We start from the raw sequence: 25,434 nt of genomic DNA, 5'->3' as shown, positions 1-25,434 counted from the left end.
CAATGTTGCAGCGCAGTAGTGTTATATCGGCGCCCTTGGCGCAAGGAGAAGTAAGATGATTCTTCAATATCTGATACTCAGAGCACGTCTTTTCTTCGACCGAACCGAAGGTGCCTCAGCGATCGAATATGCGATTGTGGTAGCGATGGTGGCGGTTGTCGTGGTGGCTTTCGTGACCCCAATGGGCGCACGGGTCCTGGCCATTTTCAACAACGTTCTGGTCGCCCTGGGAGGTACCGCGGTCACTCGTCCAACCCCATGACAGCCGCTCGTTGATCTTGATGATGTAATCAGCCGGGAGCATCGGGTTGCCGGCTGGTTGGTCGCTACGGGGTCTGTCCATGATTCTTGACTATCTTGTACTGCGCATGCGCCTTTGGCTGCTCTGCACCGAAGGCGCCTCTGCGATTGAGTATGCAATCGTGATCGCCATGGTCGCTGTGGTGGTATTGGTCTTCGTGACCCCCGTGGGCGACCGCGTTGTAGCGATATTCAACAACCTGCTGGTGGCTCTGCAAGGCACGGCGGTGACACGACCAACGGTGCCTTGAGGTCGATTGTTGCCTGCGATCAAGGTTTCCCAATATTCAGCGCCAAGGTGTTGCTCATGACTGCTTCATCGTCTCCACGCCAGCAGCTTCTCCTCGTGGACGACGAGGAGGATGCAGTGCTTGAACTGGCCGAGCTGCTGGAAGGCGAAGGCTTTTGCTGCTTCACCGCAACCTCGGTAAAACTCGCCCTGGCCCACCTCACGCGCCATCCGGATATCGCATTGGTCATCACCGACCTGCGCATGCCGGAGGAAAGCGGCCTGTCGTTGATCAGGCGCCTGCGCGAGCACACCTCGCGCCAGCACCTGCCGGTGATTGTCACGTCCGGGCACGCCGACATGGATGATGTCAGCGACCTGTTACGACTCCAGGTACTGGATCTGTTTCGCAAACCCATCTATCACGTGCGCCTGCTGGAAACCCTCGACAACTTGTTTCCCCAGCCTAAGTTGCACTTGGTGGGGCCTCACTAGATGCAGGTGATCCAATGGCTGGGTGTCGGCTAGTTGAGGACGAGCGGAAAAGTTTGTAAGCCTGTCGATACTTTCAAGTAGCAACAGGCTACTCAGGTTCCTGGGAAAACCGTCTGCAACATATGAATGAATAACAACAAGACAACCCGCCTGGCGCGGGTTGTTTTTGTGGGGGTGTTCAACTAAAGCTGGTAACTGAAGCTCAAGGTGTAGCGTGGGCGCCGGTTGTAAGTGTCCAGGGCTTCATCGGACATCGGCTTGGCGACCTCAAGGGCGATGTTGTAGTACTTGGCGTCACCGAAGCGCAGGCCTGCCGCGGCCGAAGACATATCGCTGCCCTTGATCTGCAGTTCGTTGAACCAGGTCTTCGCCCGGTCCAGCACCACGTAGGGTTGCAGCACCCTGACCCAGGCGCCTTCGCGATAGAAGCTGTAGTTCACTTCATAGGCCACGCCCCAACCCTTGTCGCCCAGGCCCTGGTCGTCCGGGTAGCCACGGCCGAAGTTCTGCCCGCCGAAAGTCGCGCGTTCGCTGTCTGGCACGGTGTCGTCGGTCCAGTACAGCGCGGCCGACATCACCCCCTGCCAATTGTCGAGAAACTTGTCACTCTGCACCCCGGCCAGGCGCAGGCGGAAGAAGTCCAGGTCCAGCTTGTTGTCGGTCTTGGCCCCCATGCCATCGATGCCCTGGTACACCCCGGCGCTGAGGATGCGCAGTTGGCGCGGGTCGGATTTGCTCCAGTCGCCTTCAAAGGCTACGGCGCGGGTGTTGGTTTTTTCATCCAGGGTCAGCGATGTGCCGTTTACCTTGTAGCGGGTCTTGTCGTTGATCGCATACAAGCGTGCGCCGGCGCTGAGCATTTCGTTGGGCGAGGCAATGAAGGGGTGGGTGAGGCCGATGGAAAAACGATCGTTCTCGCGGTGCGGGTCCAGCTCCAGGCCGTTGCCCAATTGCAGGCTGGCGCGTGGGTCGGCACGGTAGCGGGTGCCGTAGAGCACCAGTTGGGTGCCTTCGGCGTTGATGAACTGGTTGTAGTCCACGCGGTAGTACTTTTCGTGGTCCTTGCCTGGCGGAAACAGCCCGCTGATGCCCAATTGCTCGCCCATGGAGGTCTGCGAGTTGCTGCTCACTCCCAGCAACGCCTGCAGGCCGTTGCGGTTGTCCTCGGTGGTGCCCAGGGTGCTGGTGAACGGTTTGCGGCTGGCCTGGGCAATCAGGTAAGTCGCGCCATCGGTGGTGCCGGGAGGCGGAACCTGTGCTTGCAGGGTCACCCCTGGCACCCGGCTCATCAGGGTGGTGTAGCGCTCGAAGGTCTTGCGCGTCAGTGGCCGTTCGGCCTTGAGCTTGGCCACCAGTTTGTCCAGGTAGGCCGAGACCGGGCCGATATCGCCCTGCAACTGGTAGTCCTTGATATAGCCCTCCACCAGTACCACGCGTACCAGGCCCTGGTCGAAATTCTGCTGGGGCAGGAAGGCGTAGGACAGCAGGTAACCGTCCTGCTGGTAGCGGCGAGTGATATTGCGCGTGGCCTCGATCAGCGCGCCAAGGTTGCTTTCGTGCCCGATCAGCGGTTGGTAGATCGCCGCCAGTTCTTCGAGGGGGTAGACGGTGCCGCCTTCGATCTGCAGCTTGCGGATGGTGACCTTGGTCCCCGTCATCAGGGGCTGCCCCTGAGCGGCACTCGGCTCCGGCAACTGCAATTGCGGGGTGGCCGGGCGATAGGCATCGGCCGGCAGGTTGGGCTGGGGCAGATTGCGGATGGTGTCGTTGCCATTGAGAAAACGCGGGAGGGAGTCAGCGTGAACGTAAGAGCAAAAGCCCAGTAACAGCAAGGAAGCCAAAGCGCGCATAGGACACTCCATGGTCAAACCGCAGCATCGCGAAAAATCTTCAGTCGAGTCGTCCGTCAGGATCTTGGTCGAGATGGGAAACGCAAAACTGTCCTGCTCCAAAAAGAAAAAGACGAGAGACTCATCTGAATCTCTCGTCCCAACCAAGCGTAGGCGCTGTAGGTAAGGCCGTCGAATCGGCCAGGTGCAATTTATTTTTTGCCGCCGCCCAGTGCGCCGGTCAAGCCACCCAATACGCCACCCAGGCCACCGCTGACGCCGACCCCGGCTCCCGCACCGACACTGGCGCTGCCACCCAGGCTACCGGTCAAGCCACCCAGACCACCCAGACCGGCACCGCCTGTGCCGCCGTTGACCAGGCCACCGACCGAGGCCACGGCACCGCCCAGGCTGGTGACGGTTTGGCCCAGGGCACCGGCCACTGGATTGCCGTTGCCGGCGCTGAGGGTGGTGCCGACGCCGCTGACTGCGCCGCCCACTTGGCCCAGCAGGCCGCTGACCGGGCCGCCGAGGCCGGTGGCTGCACCGACTTGTTGAGTCAGGCCGGTGACGCTGCTGGTGACCGGGTTGAGCGCCGAGCCGAAGTTGCCGCCGACACTGGCCAGAGGAGCACTGACCACCAGGTTCGGGCTGCCGCTGCCGCCGAGGGCGCCACCGACCGAAGCGATCAGGCCGCCGATCGAGGCACCGGCCACGCCGCCAGCGCTGACCACGCCATTGTTGCTGCCGGCGTTCAGGCCATTGCTCAGATTGGCCACTGCGCCGCCCACGGTTTCCAGCAGGCCGTTGTTGTTGCCGGTGCCTCCAGTACCTGTGCCAGTGCCGTTGGGGCTGACATAGCCGCCGACTTTGCCGACCGCGGTGCCGACGTTGCTCAGGGCGCCACCGAGGGTATCGGTGAGCGGGTTGCCATCGCCGGCATCGGTGACCTTATCGCCGACACCGTCCACAGCCTGGGCGACCCCGTTGAGTACCCCTTTGACCGGAGCGCCGAGACCGGTTGCGCTGCCGACTTTGCCGGTCAGGCCTTCAGCCAGGGTGACCACGGGCACCAGGACATTGTTGCCCACGCCATCGGTCAAGTTGCCGACCGGGCCGCTGCTGGTAACGGTATTCAGGGTGTTGCCGAGCATGGTCACCTTGTCCCCCACGCCGTCCAGGACCGGAGCGACTTTGGTGACGATGCCACCTACCACGGGAACGCTTTGGGTCGTGGTGGCGAGTTTGCCGCTGAGGTCGGAAACACCGTTGCCGACATCGCTCACTACATTGCCCACCACGGCTGTGGTTTTACTCACGGCTTTAGGGTCGGTACCCAGTTTGCCGAGGCCGTTGGTCAAGCTCGAACCCACGGTGTCGACCACATTGCCGGTGGTATTGACAGCGCTCTGGACCACGCCGCCGACCACTGGAACCGCGGCCAGGGAGTCGCCCAAGTCGCTGACGCCATTGCCTACGCCGCTGACGGTGCTACCAACGGTGGACACCAGGCTGCTGGTGACCAGTGGGGTGGTAGTGCCACCGCCTGTACCGCCGCCTGTGCCTCCACCGGTGCCACCGCCAGTGCCGCCGCCGGTACCGGTGGTGCTGTCAGGGGCGGAGCTGCTGGAACTGCTTTTGTGGCCGCCACCGCCGCTGCTGCAGCCTGCCAGGCTGAGAGAGAGGATAAGGGCTACTGCTGTGCTTGCTTTCAACCAAACTTGAGTGTTCATGAGAGAAATTCCTTGCACCTGTACAACGTTCGTTGTTTTCGATAGCTCTCCAGTTCTGTCGCTGGGGATGCCTTCGTCCGTTGTCTACATAAAAGGCTCAGGGGCTGTTTCCCACCATTCTCAACTTGGTATTAACAACTTATATATTCGCTCTCAGACCTTGCGTAGTGACTAATACCAAGGGTAGGGGTGACGGTATTGTTTCGCGATAAAATCCTTATAAATCAAAGGCTGTCAGTTTTCTGCCGGCGGGTGTGGGGCGGCTTAAAACTTAAGTTATATATATACAATTAATCATTGGATTCAGCGCTCAAGGCGCTGGGTGAGGGGGGTTAAAGTGTTGGCCCGTTACACCCATCTTTATCGCCGGGCGGATTAACCTATACTGCGCAGCCAAAAATCCTGCCGGAGTTCCCTATGCCCGCCCCAGTCTGGTGGCTGTTGTGCCTGCCTTTTATTGCCGGCGCCTTTTTGCCCCTGCAAGCCGGAATCAATGGCCAGTTGGCCAAACAGGTCAGCAGTGTGCTGGCCGCCGCCCTGATTTCCTTTTTTGTCGGGACCCTGGCCCTGTTGGTGCTGGTGATGATGCAGCGTGAAGTGCCGAGCCTGGGGGCGCTCAAGGGCCTGACCTGGTGGCATTGGTGCGGTGGCCTGCTGGGGGCTTTTTTCATCACCACGGCGGCCTTCGCCGGCCCGCGGATCGGCGCCATGCTGTTTATGTCCCTGGTCCTGGCGGGCCAGCTGGGCATGGCGCTGGCCCTGGACCACTTCGGCTGGGCCGGTTTTCGCGAGGCTCCGATCAGTGTCGGCAAGGCCGCCGGGCTGGTGTTGATCCTGGCGGGGGTGTTCCTGATTCGTCGCGGTTGAGACGCCCCTCAGGCAATCGGGCGCCAAGTGCCCAACATGTGCTGCAACTCGCCTGCACCCATCAGTTGCAGATCGCCGCTTGAGCCCGGCGCGCTGCTCAGGAGCGTGACCTCGCTGGGCAGGCGCACCGGTTTCCTGAACTCCACTGCAATCTCGATGTTCGCCGCCGGCAGATGCTCGGCCAGCGCGGCCAGGGTACGTGCCTTGTTCCACAGGCCATGGGCGATGGCCTGGGGGAAGCCGAACAGTTTGGCACTCGCAGCACTGAGGTGGATCGGGTTGTAGTCCCCGGACACCTTGGCATAGCGCCGACCGATGTCCGCCGGGGCTGGCCAGCGCGTCAACTCTTCAAGGGCGGCGGATGCCTGCAGGCTATCGGCCGGCGGCGTACCGGGCAGCTCCACACCTTTGCACAGCATCCGACTCTCGGCTTCCCACAATGGGCCAAGCTGGTCGTCGACCTGGGTGATGACATCGAACACCGCGCCCTTGGCATGGGCTTGCAGATTGCGCACCCGCACCCCGACCTGCAGCCGGCCGATACCCCCCAAGGGGCGGATGACACGGATCCGGTTGGCCAGGTGAATCAGCCCCAGCAACGGAAACGGAAAGTCCCTGGCGGTCAGCAATTGCATCTGCAGGGCGAACGCCAGCACGTGTGGATAAGTGGGCGGCAGCAGGCCGTTCTCGGCAAAGCCGCAGACCTTGCGATAGGCCGCAAGGTTGCTGGGCTCGACATCCAGCCACAACTGCAGGCCGGATTCGGGGAGCTCGGTGCCGGTGATCTTGCGGCGCAGGGCGGCCCGCAGGTACAGCTCGGGCAGCTTGGGTGGGGCGTCGAGTTGGTGCCAATGCTCAGCCATAGTCATGCTCCCAATACGCTTTGCCCGCAGACGCGCAGGGCTTGTCCGGTGACCGCGCCGCTGCCGGGCTGGGCCAGCCAGGCCACGGCTTCGGCGACGTCCTGAGGCAGGCCGCCCTGGCCCAGGGAGCTCATGCGACGCCCGGCTTCGCGCAGGGCGAAGGGAATATGTGCAGTCATCTGGGTTTCGATAAAGCCCGGTGCCACCGCGTTGATACTGATGGTGCGTTGCTGCAACAGCGGCGCCCAGGCCTGGGCCAGGCCGATCAGACCGGCCTTGCTCGCGGCGTAGTTGGTCTGCCCGCGATTGCCGGCGATGCCGCTGATGGAGGCCAGCAGAATCACCCGGCCCTCGTCATGCAGGGTTCCGCTGTCGAGCAGGGCCTGGGTCAGGACCTGCGGCGCATTGAGGTTGACCGCCAGCACCGCATCCCAGAATTCGGGCGTCATGTTGGCCAGGGTCTTGTCGCGGGTGATGCCGGCGTTGTGCACCACGATGTCGATGCCATCGGGCAACTGTTCGATCAATTGCTCGGCAGCGTCGGCGGCACAGATGTCCAGGGTAATGCTGCGCCCGCCCAGGCGTGCGGCCAGGGCTTCAAGATCGGCCTTGGCCGGGGGCACGTCCAGCAGCACCACGTCGGCGCCATCCCGGGCCAGGGTTTCGGCAATCGAGGCGCCAATGCCCCGGGCGGCCCCGGTGACCAGGGCCTTGCGCCCGGCCAGGGGGCGACTCCAATCCTGCACCTGGGCCGCGCAGGCCTGCAGGCGCACGACCTGGCCGGAGACGAACGCGCTCTTGGGCGACAGGAAAAACCGCAGCGCCCCTTCCAGCTGTTCTTCGGCACCGGCCCCCACGTACAACAACTGCAGGGTGCCGCCATCGCGCAGCTCCTTGGCCAGGGAACGGCTGAAGCCTTCCAGTGCTCGCTGGGCGCTGGCGGCAAAGGGCTGGTCAATGGTTTCCGGGGCGCGGCCGAGAATCACCAGATGGGGGCTGTGATCGAGGTTTTTCATCAGCGGCTGGAAGAACTCGCGCAACTGTTTGAGCTGGTCGGTGTGGACCAGGTCACTGGCATCGAACACCACCGCCTTGAGCTTGGGCCCGTGGCCGGGAATCCATGGGGTGCCCAGGCTGGGGTCGTTGCCGTAGTGATAGGTGGCATCGGTCAGGCGCTTGGCTAACTCGCCCACCTGCTGCGCCAGCGGCCCGCCGCCGATCAGCAGGGCGCCGTCGATGGGCCGCAGGCGACCGGCCTGCCAGCGCTCCAGACGTACCGGTGACGGCAGGCCAATGGCCGAGACCAGACGATGGCCGAAGGCCGAATTGGCGAAGTCGATATAACGGTCAGACATGGAATGCTCTCCGATTCAGGCTGTCTGAAAACTACTGCGTGCTGAACGCGTTCGGCGCCCGGTCCACTCTCAGCCTGGTTGCTGGGGGGTTAAGACTGTGGACCACCTCGGGCCTTCAGTCGTTCGATCCACGAGATACAACCTACGCTTGTGGGTTGTCGCACTCACAGAATAGGGAGCTTTCCATGACTCAGCTGCGCCGCGTCGCGATTATCGGCGGTAACCGCATCCCCTTTGCCCGCTCCAACGGCCCGTACGCCACCGCGAGCAACCAGGCGATGTTGACCGCAGCGCTCGAGGGACTGATCGAACGCTACAACCTGCACGGCCTGCGCCTGGGGGAGGTCGCTGCGGGGGCGGTGCTCAAGCACTCGCGGGATTTCAACCTGACCCGCGAATGCGTGCTCGGCTCGCGCCTGGCGCCGACCACGCCGGCCTATGACATTCAGCAAGCGTGCGGCACCGGCCTGGAAGCCGCGTTGCTGGTGGCCAATAAAATTGCCCTGGGGCAGATCGAGTGCGGGATTGCCGGCGGTGTGGACACCACCTCCGACGCGCCGATCGGGGTCAATGAGGGCTTGCGCAAAATTCTGCTGCAGGCGAATCGGGAAAAGAGCCTGGGCGACAAGCTCAAGACCTTTCTCCAGTTGCGTCCCCATCACCTCAAGCCCGAGCTGCCGCGCAATGGCGAGCCCCGCACCGGGCTGTCCATGGGCGAGCATTGCGAACTGATGGCGCAGACCTGGAACATCCCCCGCGCCGAGCAGGACCAACTGGCCCTGGAAAGCCATCAAAAAATGGCCGCGGCCTACGCCGAAGGCTGGCACAACGATCTGATCACGCCCTTTCTTGGCCTGACCCGCGACAACAACCTGCGCCCGGACCTGACCCTGGAAAAACTCGCCAGCCTCAAGCCGGCGTTCGAGCGCAGCGCCAAGGGCACCCTGACCGCCGGCAACTCCACACCGCTGACCGATGGTGCTTCTCTGGTGCTGCTAGGCAGCGAAGCATGGGCCAAAGAACGCGGCTTGCCGGTGCTGGCCTACCTGCGTGATGGCGAGGCGGCGGCGGTGGATTTCGTCAACGGCGCCGAAGGCCTGCTGATGGCACCGGTGTATGCCGTGCCGCGCTTGCTGGCGCGCAATGGGCTGACGCTGCAGGACTTTGATTACTACGAAATCCATGAGGCGTTCGCAGCCCAGGTGCTGTGCACCCTCAAGGCCTGGGAAGACGCGGACTACTGCAAAAACCGCCTCGGACTTGAGGCACCGTTGGGGGCTATCGACCGCAGTCGCCTCAACGTCAAGGGCAGTTCGCTGGCGGCGGGGCACCCGTTTGCGGCCACGGGCGGGCGCATCGTGGCCAATCTGGCCAAGTTGCTGGAGGTGGCAGGGCAGGGGCGCGGGCTGATCTCGATCTGCGCCGCCGGTGGCCAGGGCGTGACGGCGATTGTCGAGCGCTGAAGGGGGGGCGCCTGCAGGATAGGTGCAGGCGCCGCTTGCATCAGGTCTTGAAGCGGCGGACCAGGCTGTCCAGTTCATCGGACAAGCCGGCGAGGCTCTGGGAGTCCAGGCGCGCCGAGTTGGCCAGTTCCGCCACCAACTGCGCATCGCCATGGATCTGGCTGATGTGGCGGTTGATGTCTTCCGCCACCTGATGCTGTTCTTCGGCGGCGGTGGCGATCTGGGTGTTCATGTCGCGGATCACGTCCACCGACTCGCGGATCTGCCCGAAGCTGCTGCGCGCCAGACCGATACGGCTCACCGACTGCTGCGACACTTCCAGGCTGGCGTGCATCTGCTGGGTCACCGCACTGGTGCGCTTGGCCAGGTTGCCCAGCAGGCCGTCGATTTCCGCGGTGGAATCGGCAGTGCGTTTGGCCAGGGCGCGCACTTCGTCGGCCACCACGGCAAAGCCGCGGCCCTGTTCACCGGCACGGGCCGCTTCAATGGCCGCGTTCAGGGCCAGGAGGTTGGTCTGTTCGGCAATTGAGCGGATGGTGCCGAGGATCGACTGGATGTCATTGCTGTCGCGTTCCAGTTGTTGCATCGACTGCGCCGACTGTTCGATTTCCTGGCTCAACTGATCGACGCTGTGCACGGCGGCGTCGATCTGCTGCTGGCCTTCCCGGGCCTGGCGCTGGCCGCTGTCGGCCGACTCGGCGGCCTGGCTGCAGGAGCGTGCGACTTCGTTGGCGGTGGCGACCATTTCGTGGAACGCGGTGGAGACCATGTCCACGGCTTCGCGCTGGCGTCCGGCGGCTTCGGCCATGTCGCTGGAGACCTGGGTCGAACTGCGGGAGGTGGCGAGAATCTTGTTCGCCGCCTGGCCGATGCTCTGGATCAGGTTGCGGATCGCGGTCAGGAACTGGTTGAACCAGTTGGCCAGTTGCGCGGTTTCATCGCTGCCCCGGATGTTGAGGTTCTGCGTCAAATCGCCTTCACCCTGGGCAATGCCTTCGAGGCCGCTGGCCACACTGCGGATCGGGCGCACGATCACGCTGGCGAAACTGGCGCCCACCACCGCGAACAGCACCGCCAGCACGCCGGCAATGATTGCGATCAACCAGGTCAGTTGGGTCGCTGCGCCCATCACTTCGTTCTGCTTGATCAGGCCGATAAAGGTCCAGCCCAATTGCTCCGACGGCCAGACGTTGGCCATGTAGCGTTCGCCATTGAGTTCGACCTCCACCAGGCCCTTGCCGGCCTTGGCCAGTTGGGCATAACCCGCGCCGAGGCTGTCGAGGGCCTTGAAGTTGTGTTCCGGCAGTTTCGGGTCCACCAGCACGGTGCCGGTGTTTTCCAGGAGCATCAGGTAGCCGGACTCGCCCAGTTTGATCTGCTTGACGATCTCGGTGAGCTGCTTGAGCGACACGTCGATGTTGACCACGCCGCCTTGGGCGCCCAGCTGGTTGGCCACGGCGCGCACGGTGCTGACCAGCACGGCGTCGTCACCGGCCCAGTAATAGGCGGCGGTCCGTACGGTCTTGCCCGGGTTGGCCATGGCGGTCTTGTACCAGGGGCGGATGCGCGGGTCATAGTTGGACATTTTCGGGTCCCCGGGCCAGAAGGCGTAACCGCCACTGGACAGGCCGTAGGACACATAGGAGTACGCGGGATGGCTGGCGGCCAGGCTGGCGAACAGATCAAACAACTGCTTGTCCAGCTCGCCGTCGGGGAGTTGCGCGGCATCGGCGCCGACACGGCTTTTCACGCTGGCGTCGGCCGATTTGACCAAGGGTTGGCTGGCCAGGTAATCGACGTTCTGGCTGATGCCCTCGAAAAACAGCTGCATGGCGTTGCTGACCTGGCGGATCTCCCGGGCGCTGCCGTCGACGAAATTGTCCTTGGCCTCGCTGCGCAGGTTCAGCACCACGAGCGTGGCGACCAGCACCACCGGCAAGCAGGCGATGATTGCAAACGCCCAGGTCAGTTTCTGTTTGATGTTCATCCGCGCTCCAGAGTTTTTTCTTGTGGGCCCACGACGTGCACATGACTCGCGGATTAACGGCAGCTTTAAACAATGCGGTGATTTGCGTCCGTTGGGCGGGCATCGAGCGAGGCAGGGCGAACCAATGCCGGGTGCTGACGTCTCTATCGGATTGTCGAACAAACTCCTTTTGTCCCTGATGACTTCGGCTGCATAAAGGGAAAATTGAGGTGCTTCGAGAAAATTCCTCCGCTAAACAAGGAAAAATATCTCGGCCTCTATTGGAAATGTCTGCGACTTGCATCCCCACGGCCTGGCTGCCACTGGGCTATGATCTGCGTCGGTCGATAGGCGTCGGCTGATGTGTTCGATTTATCTGGCACATTGAGTGCATCTTTACCGTTGCTATCTGCGGTTCATAGGTCGGCAACCTCTCCCCGCCATGCGAGGATTGCCGTATAACGAGTGACATTCGCGTGTTCGGTAATAAAGGACCCACAATAAAAGCTGATGAAGACTCCAAAACGCATTGAACCCCTGATCGAGGACGGTCTGGTCGACGAGGTGCTGCGCCCACTCATGAGTGGTAAAGAAGCAGCTGTTTATGTGGTGCGCTGCGGCAACGAGTTACGTTGCGCCAAGGTTTACAAGGAGGCGAATAAACGAAGTTTTCGTCAGGCGGCCGAGTATCAGGAAGGCCGCAAGGTGCGTAACAGCCGGCAGGCGCGAGCCATGGCCAAGGGCTCCAAGTTCGGTCGTAAAGAAACCGAGGATGCCTGGCAGAACGCTGAAGTGGCGGCTTTGTTCCGTTTGGCGAGTGCCGGCGTGCGAGTGCCCAAGCCGTTCGATTTCCTCGAAGGCGTGTTGTTGATGGAACTGGTGGCCGACGAATACGGCGACGCCGCCCCGCGCCTCAATGACGTGGTGCTGGAGCCGGACCAGGCCCGTGAATATCACGCGTTCCTGATCTCGCAGATTGTGCTGATGTTGTGTACCGGCCTGGTGCACGGTGACCTTTCCGAGTTCAACGTGCTGCTGACGCCGGACGGTCCGGTGATCATCGACCTGCCACAGGCGGTGGATGCGGCGGGCAACAACCACGCGTTCAGCATGCTGGAGCGTGACGTCGGCAACATGGCGTCCTACTTCGGGCGCTTTGCCCCGGAGCTCAAGCGCACCAAGTACGCCAAGGAAATGTGGGCCCTGTACGAAGCCGGGACCTTGCACCCGGCCAGCGTCCTGACCGGTGAGTTCGACGAACCGGAAGAGCTGGCAGATGTCGGCGGGATCATGCGCGAGATCGAAGCAGCGCGTCTCGACGAAGAACGCCGGCAAGCGGTCCGTGCGGCTGACGATGCGCCTCCCGGCAAGTCCGAAGAGCCGCCGCCTCCGCCCTGGATGCAGTAAGCCTCAAAAAAATCCGGCCTTAGCCGGATTTTTTTTGCCCCTGGTTCTGTAGTCGCTGCCGAAGGCTTGGGCGGCGTTCGGACGGTGGTTGGACGGGCCGCTATGGAAGGTCAGCGGTATGAAGAGCGTTGCAGGGGGCCAGCGCAGCCTTCGGCAGCGGCTACAGCTGTGCCTCAGGCCGGAACAGGCTCGCAGCAGCTACCCGACGCCAATTCCTTGAGAATCGGACAGTCCGGTCGATGATCGCCCTGACAATGCTCCACCAGGTCCTGCAAGGTGTCGCGCAGCGCGGCCAGTTCGCGGATCTTCTGGTTCAACTCGTCGATATGCTGCCGAGCCAGGGCTTTGACATCGGCGCTGGCCCGCTGGCGGTCCTGCCACAGGGTCAGCAGCTTGCCGACTTCCTCCAGGGAAAACCCCAAATCCCGCGAACGCTTGATAAAGGCCAGGGTGTGCAGGTCATCCTCGCCATACAGGCGGTAGCCGCTGTCGCTGCGATGGGCCGGCTTGAGCAAGCCGATGGATTCGTAATAACGGATCATCTTCGCGCTCAGGCCGCTGTGGCTGGCTGCTTGGCCGATGTTCATTCCAGCTTCTCCAGGTCTTTGGGTTTCCAGGTCTTCAAGAGCAGGGCGTTACTGACCACGCTGACGCTGGACAGCGCCATCGCCGCGCCCGCCAGCACCGGATTCAACAGGCCGAAGGCCGCCAGCGGGATGCCGATCAAGTTATAGACGAAGGCCCAGAACAGGTTCTGGCGGATTTTCGCATAGGTCTTGCGGCTGATCTCCAGGGCCGCAGGCACCAGGCGCGGATCGCCACGCATCAGGGTGATCCCGGCCGCATGCATCGCCACGTCGGTGCCGCCCCCCATGGCAATACCGATGTCGGCGGCCGCCAGGGCCGGGGCGTCGTTGATGCCGTCGCCGACCATGGCCACCACCCCGGTTTTCTTCAGTTCGGCGACGGTGGCGGCTTTATCCGCCGGCAGCACTTCGGCATGCACATCGGTGATGCCCAGGGCCTCGGCCACGACTTTGGCGCTGCCACGGTTGTCGCCCGTCAGCAGGTGGCTGCTGATATGGCGTGCGTTGAGTTGTTGCACCGCTTGCAGGGCGCCCGGCTTGAGGGTGTCGCCAAAGGCGAACAGGCCCAGGACCCGCAGTTGCGGACTTTGCTCGATCAGCCAGGACAAGGTCCGGCCCTCGGTCTCCCAGGCCTGGGCCGACTCGGCCAGGTCGCCGGCGCTCAGGCCGCTTTCTTCGAGCATGCGCTTGTTGCCCAGGGCCAGTTGTCGGCCGTCGAGGCTGCCGGCGATGCCGCGTCCGGTCAGCGACTGGCTGGAGGTGACGTCGGCCACCGGCAATTGACGTTCGGCGCACAGGTCAAGCACCGCCTTGGCCAGCGGGTGTTCGCTGCCACGTTGCAGGGCGCCGGCCAATTGCAGCAGGGTGCTTTCATCGGTATCCACCGCGCGCAGGTGGGCGATGCGCGGTGTGCCGGAGGTCAGGGTGCCGGTCTTGTCGAATACCACGGCGCTGACTTCATGGGCGCGTTCCAGGGCTTCGGCATCCTTGATCAGAATGCCGTGGCGGGCGGCGACCCCGGTGCCGGCCATGATGGCGGTCGGCGTGGCCAGGCCCAGGGCACAGGGGCAGGCGATGACCAGTACCGCGACGGCGTTGATCACGGCGGTTTCCAGCGGTGCGCCGTATAGCCACCAGCCGATCAGGGTCACCGCTGCCAGCAGGATCACAACCGGGACGAACACCTGGCTGACCCGATCCACCAGCTTCTGGATCGGTGCCTTGCCGGCCTGGGCGTCTTCCACCAAGCGGATGATGCGTGCCAGCACGGTTTCCGCACCGAGGGCCAGGGTCCGTACCAGCAGCCGGCCTTCACCGTTGATGGCACCGCCGGTGACTTTGTCGCCCGGCTGTTTCGGCACGGGCAGGCTTTCGCCGCTGATCAAGGCTTCATCGGCGTGGCTCTGGCCTTCGATCACTTCGCCGTCCACCGGGAAGCGCTCGCCCGGCTTGACCATGACCAGGTCGCCCAGGCGCAGGGCACTGATGGCGACGTCCTGTTCGCGACCGTCGATCACTTGTATGGCTCGTTCCGGACGCAGGGCTTCCAGGGCGCGGATGGCGCTGGCGGTCTGGCGCTTGGCCCGGCTCTCCAGGTATTTGCCCAGCAGGACCAGGGCGATCACCACGGCCGAGGCTTCGAAGTACAGGTGCGGGGTGTGGCCATGCATCGCCGTGGCCCATTCGTAGATGCTCAGCCCATAACCGGCGCTGGTGCCCAGGGCCACCAGCAGGTCCATGTTGCCGGCACCGGCGCGTACGGCTTTCCAGGCAGCCACGTAAAAACGCGCGCCAAAGATGAATTGCACCGGAGTGGCCAGGGCGAACTGGGCCCAGGCCGGCAGCATCCAGTGCAGGCCAAAGGGTTCCACCAGCATCGGCAGGACCAGAGGCAGTGCGAGGAGGATGGCCAGCACCAGGGTCCAGCGTTCGCGGCGCAGGCGTTGCTGTTGGTCATCGGGCGCTTTCTGGTCGGCCTGCCACAGGCTGGCGCTGTAACCGGCCTTGGTCACCGCGTCTATCAACACCGCAGGCTCGACCTGGCCCAGCAACTCCACATGTGCCCGTTCGTTGGCCAGGTTGACGCTGACGCGGCTGACCCCCGTCACCTTGTTCAAGGCCCGCTCGACACGGCCGGCGCAGGAGGCGCAGGTCATGCCGCCGATGCTCAGTTCCAGGCTCTGGGCCGGTACGCTGTAGCCGGCGCTGTGCACCGCCTCCAGCAATGCCGGCAAGCTGTCCGTGGGCGCCTCGACCCGGGCCTGTTCGGTGGCCAGGTTGACGCTGACCGCGCGAGCGCCGACGACCTTGCTCAGGGCGCGCTCCACGCGCCCGGCGCAACTGGCGCAGGTCATGCCGGCAATGGGCAGGTCGAAGGTGGTTGATTCAGGCATCGCTGACACTCCCTGTAAAAGTTGCCTACAGGATCAACCTTGCCATGCGGGCAAGGTCAAGCGCCATGACGCGGGGTGCTTCAATTTGTCTCGCCGGCCCCGTGTGAGGCCCGCGTTCAATAACCCAGGGCGGCGGGTTTGAGGTAAATACCGGACTCGCTCATGGCGATGCGGTATTTGACGACGTCACCGGCCCTCAGGGAAATGTCCTGGGAACCCGGTGCAAGCAGGCCCGGGCTGCAACCCGGGGCCTGGCCCGGCAGCAGTTTCAGGCGCAGCGAAACCTTGCCTGGCGGCAGGTTGAACGAGGCGGACTGCTCCTGAAACAGTCGGCCTGCCAACTGATCCTGGATGTACAGGCCGATTTCGCAGGAGGTGGCGACTTCCAGGCGTTCCCTGGAAATGATCAGAACCCCGTAGTCTTCCCCGGCGGCGCTGGCCGCAGGCGCGGCTGCCAATAAACCAAGCAGGCTGAATAGGCTGAAAGCTGACCAGCGCATGGCTGAATCTCCTACTGTCGTGTCATAGAGGGTCAAGCTTGGCCGAGCGCGGCGCTGATTGCCAGCCCGGCAGCGCAAAGCAGAACTTGACCTTGCCATGGTGGCAAGGAAGAGACTGCGTCCAACCCTCACAACAGGAGCAACCTCATGCAAGTATTCAATGTTCAAGGTATGTCGTGCGGCCACTGCGTCAAGGCCATCACCCAGGTGCTTCAGGCCAAGGACCCGGCGGCCGAGGTCAAGGTCGACCTGGGCGCGAAGGAGGTCGGTGTGCAAAGCCGGCTGACCGACGACGAGGTCATCGGCCTGATCAGCGGCGAAGGCTACAAGGTGCAATTGGCCTGAGTCTTTTTGATAGGTAGCGACCTATCGGAATGTTCAAGGCATCCAAGCGCGGCTAGACTGTCGGGTTGCTGACTGATGCTCGACTTGGATGCCTGATGAATTTACGCACGATCCTGATTCTGGGCGCCTTGAGCGCCTTTGGCCCGCTGGCGATCGACTTCTATCTGCCGGCTTTTCCGGCGATGGCGCTGGCGTTTGGCACCGATGAAAAACACGTTCAACTGACCCTGGCGGCCTACTTCCTGGGGCTGTCCATCGGCCAACTGGCCTATGGCCCGGTGGCGGACCGCTTCGGGCGGCGCATGCCGTTGCTGGTCGGCGTCAGTTTGTTCACCCTGGCGTCGCTGGCCTGTGCCTATGCGCCGAACCTTGAGTGGTTGATTGCGGCACGCTTCGTCCAGGCCCTGGGCGGTTGCGCAGGGATGGTGATTTCCCGGGCGGTGGTCAGCGATAAATGTGATGCCGTGGGTTCGGCCAAGGTGTTTTCCCAACTGATGCTGGTGATGGGCCTGGCGCCGATCCTGGCGCCGATGCTCGGCGGCCTGCTGGTGAACCTCTATGGCTGGCAGTCGATCTTCATCATGCTCACGGCGTTCAGTGCCCTGTCCGGTCTGGCGGTGGCCCTGGGCTTGCCGGAAAGCCTGCCGGCCGGCCTGCCACGCCAGCCGCTGTCCGGTTCGTTGCGCCAGTACGGGCGCCTGCTGGCCGACCGGATATTCCTCGGCCACGCCCTGACCGGCGGCATCGCGATCGCCGGGATGTTTGCCTACATTGCCGGTTCGCCCTTTATCTTCATCAAGCTGTATGAGGTGCCGGCCGAGCATTTTGGCTGGTTCTTCGGGATCAACGCTGGCGGTTTTATCCTGGTGGCGCAGATCAATGCGCGGCTGTTGGCCAAGCGTGGCCCGACCTTCCTGCTGGCGCGCACGGTGTGGATTTACCTGGCAGCGGCCCTGGTCCTGCTGGGCATCAGTTCAATGCACACGCAAAAGCTGTGGCCGCTGTTGCTGCCGCTGTTTGTGTGTATTGCCAGCCTTGGCTGCATTATTCCCAATGCCTCGGCATGCGCCATGAACGGGCAGGGCGCACGCGCCGGCAGTGCCTCGGCCTTGCTCGGTTGCCTGCAGTTCAGTGTGGCGGCCGGGGCAGCCTGGCTGGTGGGGTTCCTGCACGATGGCAGCGCCATGCCGATGGCCATGGTGATCAGCCTGTGCGGCATCCTCGCGGTGACGATGGCCGTGCTCACCCGGCGTTTGCAAAACGCCAGGGCAGTTGAGGCGGCGAAGCTCTGACTCAGCCGGCAGCGCGCTGCTGGCTTTCGGGGAATCGGTGGGGGGCTTGCAGACGGGCTTCCAGGGTTTGAGCGAAGGCGCGGGCTTCGGCTTCGCTGCGAAAGGTGACCGCATGCTGGTCCAGGCGGACCTGCCATTGGGAGCCTTGGGGTTTCGCCAATTCTTTTATCAGGATCTTCATTGCTGACCTCCTCGGGTAAAAGACTGCGTTGCAAAGGCCTCCAGTGTAGACCCGAATACGGTCATGAATATGACAAGCGTCAACTCTCGGACTGACGGCATTGCCCCTCCGGCAATGCCGTCTGCCCCGGCCTTCAGAACCTGTTCACGATCTAGCGAGCGACGCTCAGGCAAGGCAAAAATGGCTGAGAAAGCGCAGTTTAGGGTCCTAAATGAGCATTTCGAAGCCGTTTTTAACGCCGCATGAGCTAAGCGCAGCAGATCGTGAGCAGTTTCTTAGAAGCCTTCGAGGACAATCTTGCCCTTGGCCGTGCCGCTTTCCAGCAGCGCATGGGCCCGCCGCAGGTTGGCCGCATTGATGGTGCCGAAGTGCTCGCCGACCGTAGTTTTCAAGGTGCCGGCGTCGATCAGCTCGGCGATGCGGTTGAGCAAGACATGCTGTTCTTGCATGTCTGGGGTTTCGAACAACGAACGGGTGTACATGAACTCCCAATGCAGCGACAGGCTCTTGCGCTTGAGCTTGGTCACGTCGAGGCTTTTCGGGTCGTCGATCAGCGCCAGCTTGCCTTGGGGGGCCAGGGCTTCCACCAGTTGGTCCAGGTGCAGGTCGGTCTGGGTCAGGCTGGCGACGTGGGTCACGCTGGCCTGGCCGGCACGCTTGAGTTCTTCGCTCAGCGGCTGGCTGTGATCGATCACCAGGTCGGCCCCCAGGTCCTGGACCCAACGTTGGGTCTGCTCCCGTGATGCGGTGCCGATGACCTTGAGCCCCGTGAGCTGGCTGGCCAACTGCGTCAGGATCGAACCCACGCCACCGGCGGCGCCGACGATCAGCAGGCTCTGGCCCACGTCTTCGCGGCCTTCGCGGATCTGCAGGCGTTCAAACAGCAGCTCCCAGGCGGTGATCGCGGTCAGGGGCAGGGCCGCCGCTTCAGCAAAGCCCAGGGTCTTGGGCATATGGCCGACAATCCGTTCATCGACCACGTGCAACTCGCTGTTGCCGCCGGCACGGGCGATGGAGCCGGCGTAGAACACCTTGTCGCCGGCCTTGAACAGGCTGACTTCGCTGCCCACGGCCTTGACCACACCGGCCACGTCCCAGCCCAGGACCTTGGCCGCGCCACCTTCAAGCTGGGCGTTCTGGCGCACCTTGGTATCCACCGGGTTGACCGAGATGGCTTTGACTTCCACCAGCAGATCACGGGGGCCGGCGACGGGCTCGGGGAGTTCGATGTCCTGCAGGGACTTGGGGTCGTTGATCGGCAGGGCGTTGTAATAAGCGATGGCTTTCATGCTGGGTTCCTGATGAAGGGGGCGAAGAGGGTCAGATAATCAACTGCAGGCGCTTGAGCTCGAAGTGCTCGATCGCCTCGCGGGTCTGGGCAATGAAATGCTGGAAGTGCGCGGTGTTGTTGTGAAACTCCAGGGCCGCCTCATCGTCCCAGCGCTCCAGCACGTAGAAGGTATCGGGCTGCGCGGCGTCCTGGTGCAGTTCGTAGTACTGGCAGCCGGCTTCGTCGCGGCTCGGTGGGACCAGGGCGCTGAGCTCGCGCTGCAGCCTGGCCTGTTGTTCGGGCTTGGCAATCAGGGTGGCAATGGCGGTGAAGGACTGGGACATGTGGTGTTCCTGAAGTAGGTAGCTAGGCGATGGACAGATGATTGGCTATTTCTCTTGAAGATAAAACCGGCTAAAAGAGCAGGCTCTTTCAATTTTTTTTTGATAATGCCGGGTGCAAGATGCTGCGATTCGACGACCTGCAATTGTTTGTGCGCGCGGCCGACCTGGGCAGCCTGTCGGCCGCGGCGCGGGTCATGGACATGTCGGCGGCCGTGGCCAGCGCCGCCCTCAAGCGGATCGAACAGCAGTTGGGGGCGCGTTTGCTGGCGCGCTCGACTCGCAGCCTGCGCCTGACGGCCGAGGGCGAGGGGTTTCTCGAATATGCCCGTGCGGCCCTGAGCAACCTCGACGAAGGCCGGCGCCTGCTGGCCAGCGGCCAGGATCAGGTCAGCGGGATTCTGCAGTTGTCCGCACCCTCGGATTTCGGGCGCAATCTGCTGCTGCCCTGGCTCGACGAATTCCAGCGCGAGCACCCCAGGTTGACCCTGCGCCTGCTGCTGGGTGACCGCATCGCTGATCTTTTTCGCCAGCCGGTGGACATCGCTCTGCGCTACGGCGAGCCCGAAGACTCAAGCCTGGTGGCGCTGCCGGTCGCTCCGCAGAATCGCCGGGTGCTGTGCGCCGCCCCCGGCTACCTGGCCAGGCATGGCGAGCCGCGCCAGCTGGAGCAACTGGCGCAGCACAACTGCCTGCTTTATATGCTCGGCAGCCGAGTCCACGACCACTGGAGTTTCCATGACGGCAAGCGCGAAGTGGGCCTGACCGTCAACGGCGACCGCTTCAGTGACGATGCCGATGTGGTGCGCCTGTGGGCGGTGGCCGGGGCGGGGATTGCCTACAAATCCTGGCTCGATGTGGCCGCCGACGTGCTGGCCGGGCGCCTGAAAGTGCTGATGCCGGAACTGCTCTGCGAGCGTGCGCCGCTGAACCTGTTGTGCGCTCACCGCGCGCAGTTGAGCAAACCGGTCAATCTGCTGCGCGAGATGCTCCAGTCGCGCTGCGCCGCGATTTCCGCCCACTACCCCGTCGGCAGCGCTTTGGATCAATGATTACGGGGCCCGCGCGTCGTTCTCGGACGCAGCCGAGTCGCATCCAGCAATAGCCGCCAGCCTCGATCGCGCACACTCGATTGCAGACCATCAATCGGGGGCAGGCTATGAATATTCAGGGGTACAGCGCCGCAGAGCGACTGGAACGGTTGCCCATCAGTGGCTATCACCGGGTTATTTTCATCATCATTGCCCTGGCGTTTTTCTTCGACTCCATGGACCTGGCGATGATGACGTTCCTCCTGGGCTCGATCAAAACCGAGTTCGGCCTGAGTTCGGCCCAGGCCGGGTTGCTCGCCAGTTCGAGCTTTTTCGGCATGGTGGTCGGGGCGTCCCTGTCGGGAATGCTCGCCGACCGCTTCGGCCGCAAGCCGGTGTTCCAGTGGAGCATCGTGCTCTGGGGGATCGCCAGCTACCTGTGCTCCACGGCGCAGACCGTCGAGGGCCTGACGCTGTTTCGCATCCTGCTGGGGATCGGCATGGGCATGGAATTTCCAATCGCTCAATCGATGCTGTCGGAGATGATTCCGGCCAAGCGCCGCGGGCGTTACATCGCGTTGATGGACGGGTTCTGGCCCCTGGGGTTTGTTGCCGCCGGGGTGCTGTCGTACTTCCTGCTGCCGTTGATTGGCTGGCGCGATATCTTCCTGGTGCTGGCGATACCGGCGGTGTTTGTGCTGGTGATCCGCTTTTTTATTCCCGAGTCGCCGCGCTGGCTGGAGCAGGCCGGGCGACACGCCGATGCGGACCGGGTGCTGTGCGCCATCGAGGACAAAGTCCGCGCGTCGTTGCAGCGTGTCGACTTGCCCGAGCCGATTGCCTTGCCACGGGTTGCAAGTACGCCGGGCACGTTCTTTTCGGCGTTGCGCGAGATCTGGTCGCCGCTCTATCGCCAGCGCACGATGATGATCTGGAGTGTGTGGTTCTTCGCCCTGCTCGGGTTTTACGGGCTCACGTCCTGGCTTAGCGCGTTGCTGCAACAGTCGGGGTTTGCGGTCACGCAGTCGGTGTATTACACGGTGCTGATTTCCCTGGGCGGGATTCCCGGATTCTTGATGGCGGCCTGGCTGGTGGAGCGCTGGGGGCGCAAGCCGGTGTGCATCGTCACCCTGTTGGGCGGCGGGGTGATGGCATTTCTCTACGGGCAGAGCGCGGTGTTTGGCGGCAACGTCAGCCTGCTGATCGGCTCCGGGCTGTTGATGCAGTTTTTCCTGTTCGGCATGTGGGCGGTGCTCTACACCTACACCCCTGAGCTGTACCCGACATCGGCGCGGGCCACCGGCTCCGGGTTTGCTTCGGCGATCGGGCGGGTGGGCTCGTTGCTCGGGCCGTTGGTGACCGGGCTGGTGTTCCCGATCACCGGACAGGGCGGGGTGTTCGCCCTGGGTGCACTGTGCTTCGCGATTGCCGCGGCGGTGGTCTGGCTGTTCGGCACGGAAACCCGCGGCAAAACCCTCGAGGAGTTGAGCGAAGCCACGGTGTAGCCGCTGCCGGCAGGCTGCGCTGGCCACACCAGACACCGCCCACTCACCTGACACCTCTGGGCGATCTCCCGGGCCCGCGCAGCCTCGCGGGCTCGGCAGCGGCGACAGACTTACGGTTTGACCAGGCGCGCGTCGAGGCTGTTCTGGGCCAGGCGTTTGGCTTGGTCCTGGGTCATGCCGAGGTGGGTGTGCAGGGCGTGGAAGTTTTCGGTGACGTAGCCGCCGAAGTAGGCCGGGTCGTCCGAGTTCACCGTGACCTTCACCCCACGCTCGAGCATGTCGAGGATGTTGTGCTGGGACATGTGGTCGAACACGCAGAGCTTGGTGTTGGACAGCGGGCACACGGTCAGCGGGATCTGCTCGTCGATGATCCGCTGCATCAAACGCTCGTCTTCGATGGCGCGCACGCCATGGTCGATGCGCTGGATTTTCAGCAGGTCGATGGCTTCCCAGATGTATTCGGGTGGCCCTTCTTCGCCGGCGTGGGCCACGGTCAGAAAGCCTTCGTGACGCGCTCGGTCGAACACGCGCTGGAACTTGCTCGGCGGGTGACCCATTTCCGAACTGTCCAGGCCCACGGCGACAAAGGCGTCACGGAACGGCAGCGCCTGGTCCAGGGTTTTCTGCGCTTCGTCTTCGCTCAAATGGCGCAGGAAGCTCAGGATCAGGCCGCTGGTGATACCCAGTTGCTGTTCACCATCTTTCAACGCAGCGGCGATGCCGTTGAGCACCACTTCAAACGGCACGCCACGGTCGGTGTGGGTCTGCGGGTCGAAGAAGGGCTCGGTGTGAATCACGTTCTGTGCCTTGCAGCGCAGCAGGTAGGCCCAGGTCAGGTCGTAGAAATCCTGGGAGGTGCGCAGCACGTCCGCGCCCTGGTAATACAGGTCGAGAAACTCTTGCAGGTTGTTGAAGGCGTAGGCCTTGCGCAAGGTTTCGACGTCGCTCCACGGCAGGGCGATCTTGTTGCGTTCGGCCAGGGCGAACAGCAGCTCGGGCTCCAGCGAACCTTCAAGGTGCAAATGCAGCTCGGCCTTGGGCAGGGCGTTTAGCCAGTCGTACATGGTTCAGTCTCATCAGGTGCAGTCGGGTGCTGCGAAAAGCTCGCCATTCTACAGGCGCCCGCTGAAATATTCGGTAAAACCTGACCAAGCGGTTGCTCAGGCGTCTTCCAGCTCACGCCGGTAAGCATAGGTGTCGGCAAAGCGCGAGAGCAGGAATTCGGCGCAACTGGTGGCCGGGTATTTTGCTGGCTGTTCGGCGCTCTGGCAGCCGGGCAGGCACTCGATGCGGGTGTCGGGATGGGGCTCGGCGAAGAACGGCATCGAATAGCGATCGACTCCCAGCGGGCTGATGACCCGGTGCGGCGTCGACAGGTAACGGTCGTTGCTCCAGCGCGCCATCATGTCCCCCAGGTTGACCACGAACGTGCCCTCGATCGGCGGTGCATCGATCCACTGGCCCCGGACATTGCGCACTTGCAGGCCACCGGCGGTGTCCTGGTAGAGCAGGGTGATGCAACCGTAGTCGGTGTGTGCGCCGGCGCCTTGCTGCTCCTCGGAGCTGGCGGTGTGACGCGGCGGGTAGTGGATCATCCGCAGCACACTCACCGGCTGTTCGAAGCGGCTGTCGAAGAAGTCGCGGTCGATGCCCAGGGCCAGGGTCATGGCCCGCAGCAGGGTCTGGGCCAGGGCCTGCATGTCCTGGTAGTGGCGTTCCATCAGGGTTTCCCAACCAGGCAGGTCCGGGTGACGGTTGGGCCCGCGCAGGGGTTTGTCCGCCAATACCTCCGGGTGATCGGCCGGCAGGTGCAGGCCCATGTCGAAGGTTTCCTTCAAGTCGCTGGGTTTGCTCGGGTCCAGTTGCTCGGTGGCGATGGCGCCGTAGCCGCGGTGATGGCGGGTCTGGGTGATGTCGATCTTGAGCTTTTCGGCGGTGGGCAAGGCGAAGAATTGCCGGGCGCTGTCCAGCAGGTGTTCGATGCGCTGGGCGCTGATCGGGTGGCCCTTGATGTAGAAGAAGCCCCACTCGCGGCAGGCCTGGTCGATCTGTTGCGCAACGCTGTGCCAGCCTTGGGGATGATCCTGGTAGAGCGGGCTGATATCGATGACGGGCAGTTGGTTCATAAGAGGATCTTCTCCTTGTTGTTCGCGATAACTGTAGCCGCTGCCGAGGCTGCGCTGGCCCTCCCGTACGCCTGCACTGTCGGGAACATCCGCAGTGCCTTGAGGTGAGGCCAGCGTCCAAACGCTGCAAGAGCCTGCGGCAGCGGCTACAGGTTCAGAGGGGTTATTTCGGGATATCGGCTTTCATGCCTTCGACGTAGTAGTTCATCGAGGCCAGTTCGGCGTTGCTGGCGCTGACGCCAGGGCCCAGTTTTTCGACGCCGGCCTGGTCCTTGATCGGGCCGGTGAAGGGGTGGAAGGCGCCGCTCTTGATGTCGGCGATGATCTGTTCGGCTTCGGTTTTGACCGGGGCCGGCACCAGGTCGCTGATGGGCAGTTCAACCGTGCCTTCCTTCAGGCCGCCCCAGTAGTCCTGCGGTTTCCAGCTGTGGTCGAGCACGCCCTGGGTGGCCTGGATGTAATGCGGGCCCCAGTTGTTGACGATGGAGGTCAGCACGGCCTTGGGCCCGAAGTGCGCCATGTCCGAGGCATAACCCACGGCGTACACACCACGACGTTCGGCGGCCTGGATCGGTGCCGGGCTGTCGGTGTGTTGGAAGATCACGTCGGCGCCCTGGTCGATCAGGGCATTGGCGGCGTCGGCTTCCTTGCCCGGGTCGAACCAGGAGTTGACCCACACCACCTTGATCTCGGTACCCGGGTTGTATTTGTTCAGGGCCAACTGGATGGCGTTGATGTCGCGAATCACCTCCGGAATCGGGAAGGAGGCGACGTAGCCAATCTTCTTGGTCTTGGTCATCTTCGCCGCCAGGAAGCCACCGACGTAGCGCCCCTCATAGGTGCGCGCCAGGTAGGTGCCCAGGTTCTTGTCCTGCTTGTAGCCGGTGGCGTGTTCGAAGGTGACCTTGGGGAACTGCTTGGCAACCTTCAGCGTCGGGTTCATATAGCCGAAGGACGTAGTGAAGATCAGGTCGTACTTGTCCTTGGCCATATTGCGGATCACCCGCTCGGCATCAGCGCCCTCGGCGACGTTTTCCACGTAGTTGGTCTTGATCTGGTCGCCGAACTTTTCCACCAACGCCTTGCGGCCCTGTTCATGCTGATAGGTCCAGCCGTGGTCGCCGATCGGGCCGATGTAGACGAATCCGACTTTCAACGGATCGGCCGCGCTGGCACTCAGGCCGGTACTCAGGCCGATGGCCGCGGTCAGGGCGCACAGCAGCTTTTTCAACGGACGTTTATGCATGAATTCGAACTCCATTTTGTTGTGGGGAGGGCTGGGCTTTCAGGCTCTGACAGCCCAATGCAAATAGCTGACCAACAAGACAACAAAACGCCCGGGGCAGGTTTTACCTG

The 25,434-nt window shown here is 63.1% G+C and carries 24 protein-coding genes and 1 pseudogene; 10 read left to right on the top strand and 15 right to left on the bottom strand.

Going from position 1 to position 25,434, the window contains the following annotated elements; genetic code table 11:
* Positions 1-55: 55 nt before the first annotated feature.
* The 3 genes from ACOZJV_RS25865 to ACOZJV_RS25855 all read left to right on the top strand — a co-directional run bounded on the left by ACOZJV_RS25865 (position 56) and on the right by ACOZJV_RS25855 (position 1,024).
* On the top strand, positions 56-262 hold the full coding sequence (locus ACOZJV_RS25865; protein ID WP_078469653.1) for a Flp family type IVb pilin: 207 nt from the start codon (positions 56-58) through the stop codon (positions 260-262).
* A 79-nt stretch (positions 263-341) separates the two neighbouring features.
* A complete protein-coding gene (locus ACOZJV_RS25860; protein ID WP_078469698.1) occupies positions 342-551 on the top strand; it encodes a Flp family type IVb pilin in 210 nt (69 codons plus the stop codon).
* Positions 552-607: 56 nt separating this feature from the next.
* Positions 608-1,024 carry a response regulator gene (locus ACOZJV_RS25855; protein WP_043230252.1) on the top strand — a complete coding sequence of 139 codons (417 nt, stop codon included), beginning with the start codon at positions 608-610 and terminating at the stop codon, positions 1,022-1,024.
* 182 nt (positions 1,025-1,206) lie between these two features.
* On the opposite strand, the gene ACOZJV_RS25850 is transcribed toward ACOZJV_RS25855, so the two are convergent.
* Positions 1,207-2,874 carry a ShlB/FhaC/HecB family hemolysin secretion/activation protein gene (locus tag ACOZJV_RS25850; protein WP_421548822.1) on the bottom strand — a complete coding sequence of 556 codons (1,668 nt, stop codon included), beginning with the start codon at positions 2,872-2,874 and terminating at the stop codon, positions 1,207-1,209.
* 191 nt (positions 2,875-3,065) lie between these two features.
* Positions 3,066-4,586 carry a collagen-like triple helix repeat-containing protein gene (locus tag ACOZJV_RS25845; RefSeq protein ID WP_421548821.1) on the bottom strand — a complete coding sequence of 507 codons (1,521 nt, stop codon included), beginning with the start codon at positions 4,584-4,586 and terminating at the stop codon, positions 3,066-3,068.
* A 417-nt stretch (positions 4,587-5,003) separates the two neighbouring features.
* On the opposite strand from ACOZJV_RS25845, the gene ACOZJV_RS25840 reads away from it, so the two are divergent.
* Positions 5,004-5,453, top strand: a complete 450-nt coding sequence (locus ACOZJV_RS25840; RefSeq protein ID WP_020299355.1) for a DMT family transporter — start codon at positions 5,004-5,006, stop codon at positions 5,451-5,453.
* Positions 5,454-5,461: 8 nt separating this feature from the next.
* Here the strand turns inward: ACOZJV_RS25840 and ACOZJV_RS25835 are convergent, their stop codons facing one another.
* Positions 5,462-6,316: a MaoC family dehydratase gene (locus ACOZJV_RS25835; RefSeq protein ID WP_421548820.1), complete on the bottom strand. Its 855-nt coding sequence runs from the start codon at positions 6,314-6,316 to the stop codon at positions 5,462-5,464.
* 2 nt (positions 6,317-6,318) lie between these two features.
* Complete coding sequence (locus ACOZJV_RS25830) at positions 6,319-7,671, bottom strand: 3-oxoacyl-ACP reductase (protein WP_421548819.1); 1,353 nt, start codon at positions 7,669-7,671, stop codon at positions 6,319-6,321.
* A gap of 185 nt (positions 7,672-7,856) precedes the next feature.
* On the opposite strand from ACOZJV_RS25830, the gene ACOZJV_RS25825 reads away from it, so the two are divergent.
* On the top strand, positions 7,857-9,134 hold the full coding sequence (locus ACOZJV_RS25825; RefSeq protein ID WP_421548818.1) for an acetyl-CoA C-acetyltransferase: 1,278 nt from the start codon (positions 7,857-7,859) through the stop codon (positions 9,132-9,134).
* Between the two features lie 40 nt (positions 9,135-9,174).
* On the opposite strand, the gene ACOZJV_RS25820 is transcribed toward ACOZJV_RS25825, so the two are convergent.
* A complete protein-coding gene (locus tag ACOZJV_RS25820) occupies positions 9,175-9,903 on the bottom strand; it encodes a methyl-accepting chemotaxis protein (protein ID WP_421548916.1) in 729 nt (242 codons plus the stop codon).
* 129 nt (positions 9,904-10,032) lie between these two features.
* A pseudogene (locus ACOZJV_RS25815) lies at positions 10,033-10,965 on the bottom strand (cache domain-containing protein); the annotation flags it as partial.
* A gap of 645 nt (positions 10,966-11,610) precedes the next feature.
* Between ACOZJV_RS25815 and ACOZJV_RS25810 the strand changes: the two are divergent.
* Entirely contained in the window at positions 11,611-12,507 is an 897-nt protein-coding gene (locus ACOZJV_RS25810; RefSeq protein ID WP_020299360.1) for a PA4780 family RIO1-like protein kinase, read from the top strand.
* A 173-nt stretch (positions 12,508-12,680) separates the two neighbouring features.
* Here ACOZJV_RS25810 and cueR read toward each other — a convergent pair whose 3' ends face one another.
* From cueR to ACOZJV_RS25795, 3 genes are all read right to left on the bottom strand, one after another.
* Positions 12,681-13,094, bottom strand: a complete 414-nt coding sequence (gene cueR, locus ACOZJV_RS25805) for a Cu(I)-responsive transcriptional regulator (protein ID WP_078469661.1) — start codon at positions 13,092-13,094, stop codon at positions 12,681-12,683.
* Complete coding sequence (locus ACOZJV_RS25800; protein WP_421548817.1) at positions 13,091-15,487, bottom strand: heavy metal translocating P-type ATPase; 2,397 nt, start codon at positions 15,485-15,487, stop codon at positions 13,091-13,093. Before ACOZJV_RS25800 ends, cueR begins: the two co-directional genes overlap by 4 nt.
* Positions 15,488-15,603: 116 nt before the next feature.
* The gene (locus ACOZJV_RS25795) at positions 15,604-15,987 is read right to left on the bottom strand and encodes a hypothetical protein (RefSeq protein ID WP_201129290.1); all 384 of its coding nucleotides are present in this window, start codon (positions 15,985-15,987) and stop codon (positions 15,604-15,606) included.
* 147 nt (positions 15,988-16,134) lie between these two features.
* On the opposite strand from ACOZJV_RS25795, the gene ACOZJV_RS25790 reads away from it, so the two are divergent.
* The gene (locus ACOZJV_RS25790) at positions 16,135-16,332 is read left to right on the top strand and encodes a heavy-metal-associated domain-containing protein (RefSeq protein ID WP_020299364.1); all 198 of its coding nucleotides are present in this window, start codon (positions 16,135-16,137) and stop codon (positions 16,330-16,332) included.
* A 95-nt stretch (positions 16,333-16,427) separates the two neighbouring features.
* Positions 16,428-17,624 carry a multidrug effflux MFS transporter gene (locus ACOZJV_RS25785; RefSeq protein ID WP_020299365.1) on the top strand — a complete coding sequence of 399 codons (1,197 nt, stop codon included), beginning with the start codon at positions 16,428-16,430 and terminating at the stop codon, positions 17,622-17,624.
* 1 nt (position 17,625) lies between these two features.
* On the opposite strand, the gene ACOZJV_RS25780 is transcribed toward ACOZJV_RS25785, so the two are convergent.
* The 3 genes from ACOZJV_RS25780 to ACOZJV_RS25770 form a co-directional block, all read right to left on the bottom strand.
* Entirely contained in the window at positions 17,626-17,805 is a 180-nt protein-coding gene (locus tag ACOZJV_RS25780) for a hypothetical protein (protein ID WP_020299366.1), read from the bottom strand.
* Between the two features lie 275 nt (positions 17,806-18,080).
* Entirely contained in the window at positions 18,081-19,094 is a 1,014-nt protein-coding gene (locus tag ACOZJV_RS25775; protein WP_421548816.1) for a zinc-binding alcohol dehydrogenase family protein, read from the bottom strand.
* 31 nt (positions 19,095-19,125) lie between these two features.
* Positions 19,126-19,419: a putative quinol monooxygenase gene (locus ACOZJV_RS25770; RefSeq protein WP_421548815.1), complete on the bottom strand. Its 294-nt coding sequence runs from the start codon at positions 19,417-19,419 to the stop codon at positions 19,126-19,128.
* Between the two features lie 119 nt (positions 19,420-19,538).
* Here ACOZJV_RS25770 and ACOZJV_RS25765 point away from each other — a divergent pair, with 119 nt between their 5' ends.
* Both ACOZJV_RS25765 and ACOZJV_RS25760 read left to right on the top strand, forming a co-directional pair.
* On the top strand, positions 19,539-20,468 hold the full coding sequence (locus ACOZJV_RS25765; protein WP_421548814.1) for a LysR family transcriptional regulator: 930 nt from the start codon (positions 19,539-19,541) through the stop codon (positions 20,466-20,468).
* A 107-nt stretch (positions 20,469-20,575) separates the two neighbouring features.
* A complete protein-coding gene (locus tag ACOZJV_RS25760) occupies positions 20,576-21,952 on the top strand; it encodes an MFS transporter (RefSeq protein ID WP_421548813.1) in 1,377 nt (458 codons plus the stop codon).
* 110 nt (positions 21,953-22,062) lie between these two features.
* Here ACOZJV_RS25760 and ACOZJV_RS25755 read toward each other — a convergent pair whose 3' ends face one another.
* The 3 genes from ACOZJV_RS25755 to ACOZJV_RS25745 form a co-directional block, all read right to left on the bottom strand.
* Positions 22,063-23,016 carry an adenosine deaminase gene (locus ACOZJV_RS25755; protein ID WP_078469668.1) on the bottom strand — a complete coding sequence of 318 codons (954 nt, stop codon included), beginning with the start codon at positions 23,014-23,016 and terminating at the stop codon, positions 22,063-22,065.
* Positions 23,017-23,112: 96 nt separating this feature from the next.
* The gene (locus ACOZJV_RS25750; protein WP_421548812.1) at positions 23,113-24,078 is read right to left on the bottom strand and encodes a 2-oxoglutarate and iron-dependent oxygenase domain-containing protein; all 966 of its coding nucleotides are present in this window, start codon (positions 24,076-24,078) and stop codon (positions 23,113-23,115) included.
* Between the two features lie 163 nt (positions 24,079-24,241).
* Positions 24,242-25,324: a BMP family ABC transporter substrate-binding protein gene (locus tag ACOZJV_RS25745; RefSeq protein ID WP_078469699.1), complete on the bottom strand. Its 1,083-nt coding sequence runs from the start codon at positions 25,322-25,324 to the stop codon at positions 24,242-24,244.
* Positions 25,325-25,434: the final 110 nt, after the last annotated feature.

The organism is Pseudomonas sp. QD4, assembly GCF_049199125.1.
Taxonomy (GTDB): domain Bacteria; phylum Pseudomonadota; class Gammaproteobacteria; order Pseudomonadales; family Pseudomonadaceae; genus Aquipseudomonas.
Note: the sequence above shows the minus strand (reverse complement) of the source record. Positions and strands in the feature narration are given on the sequence as shown.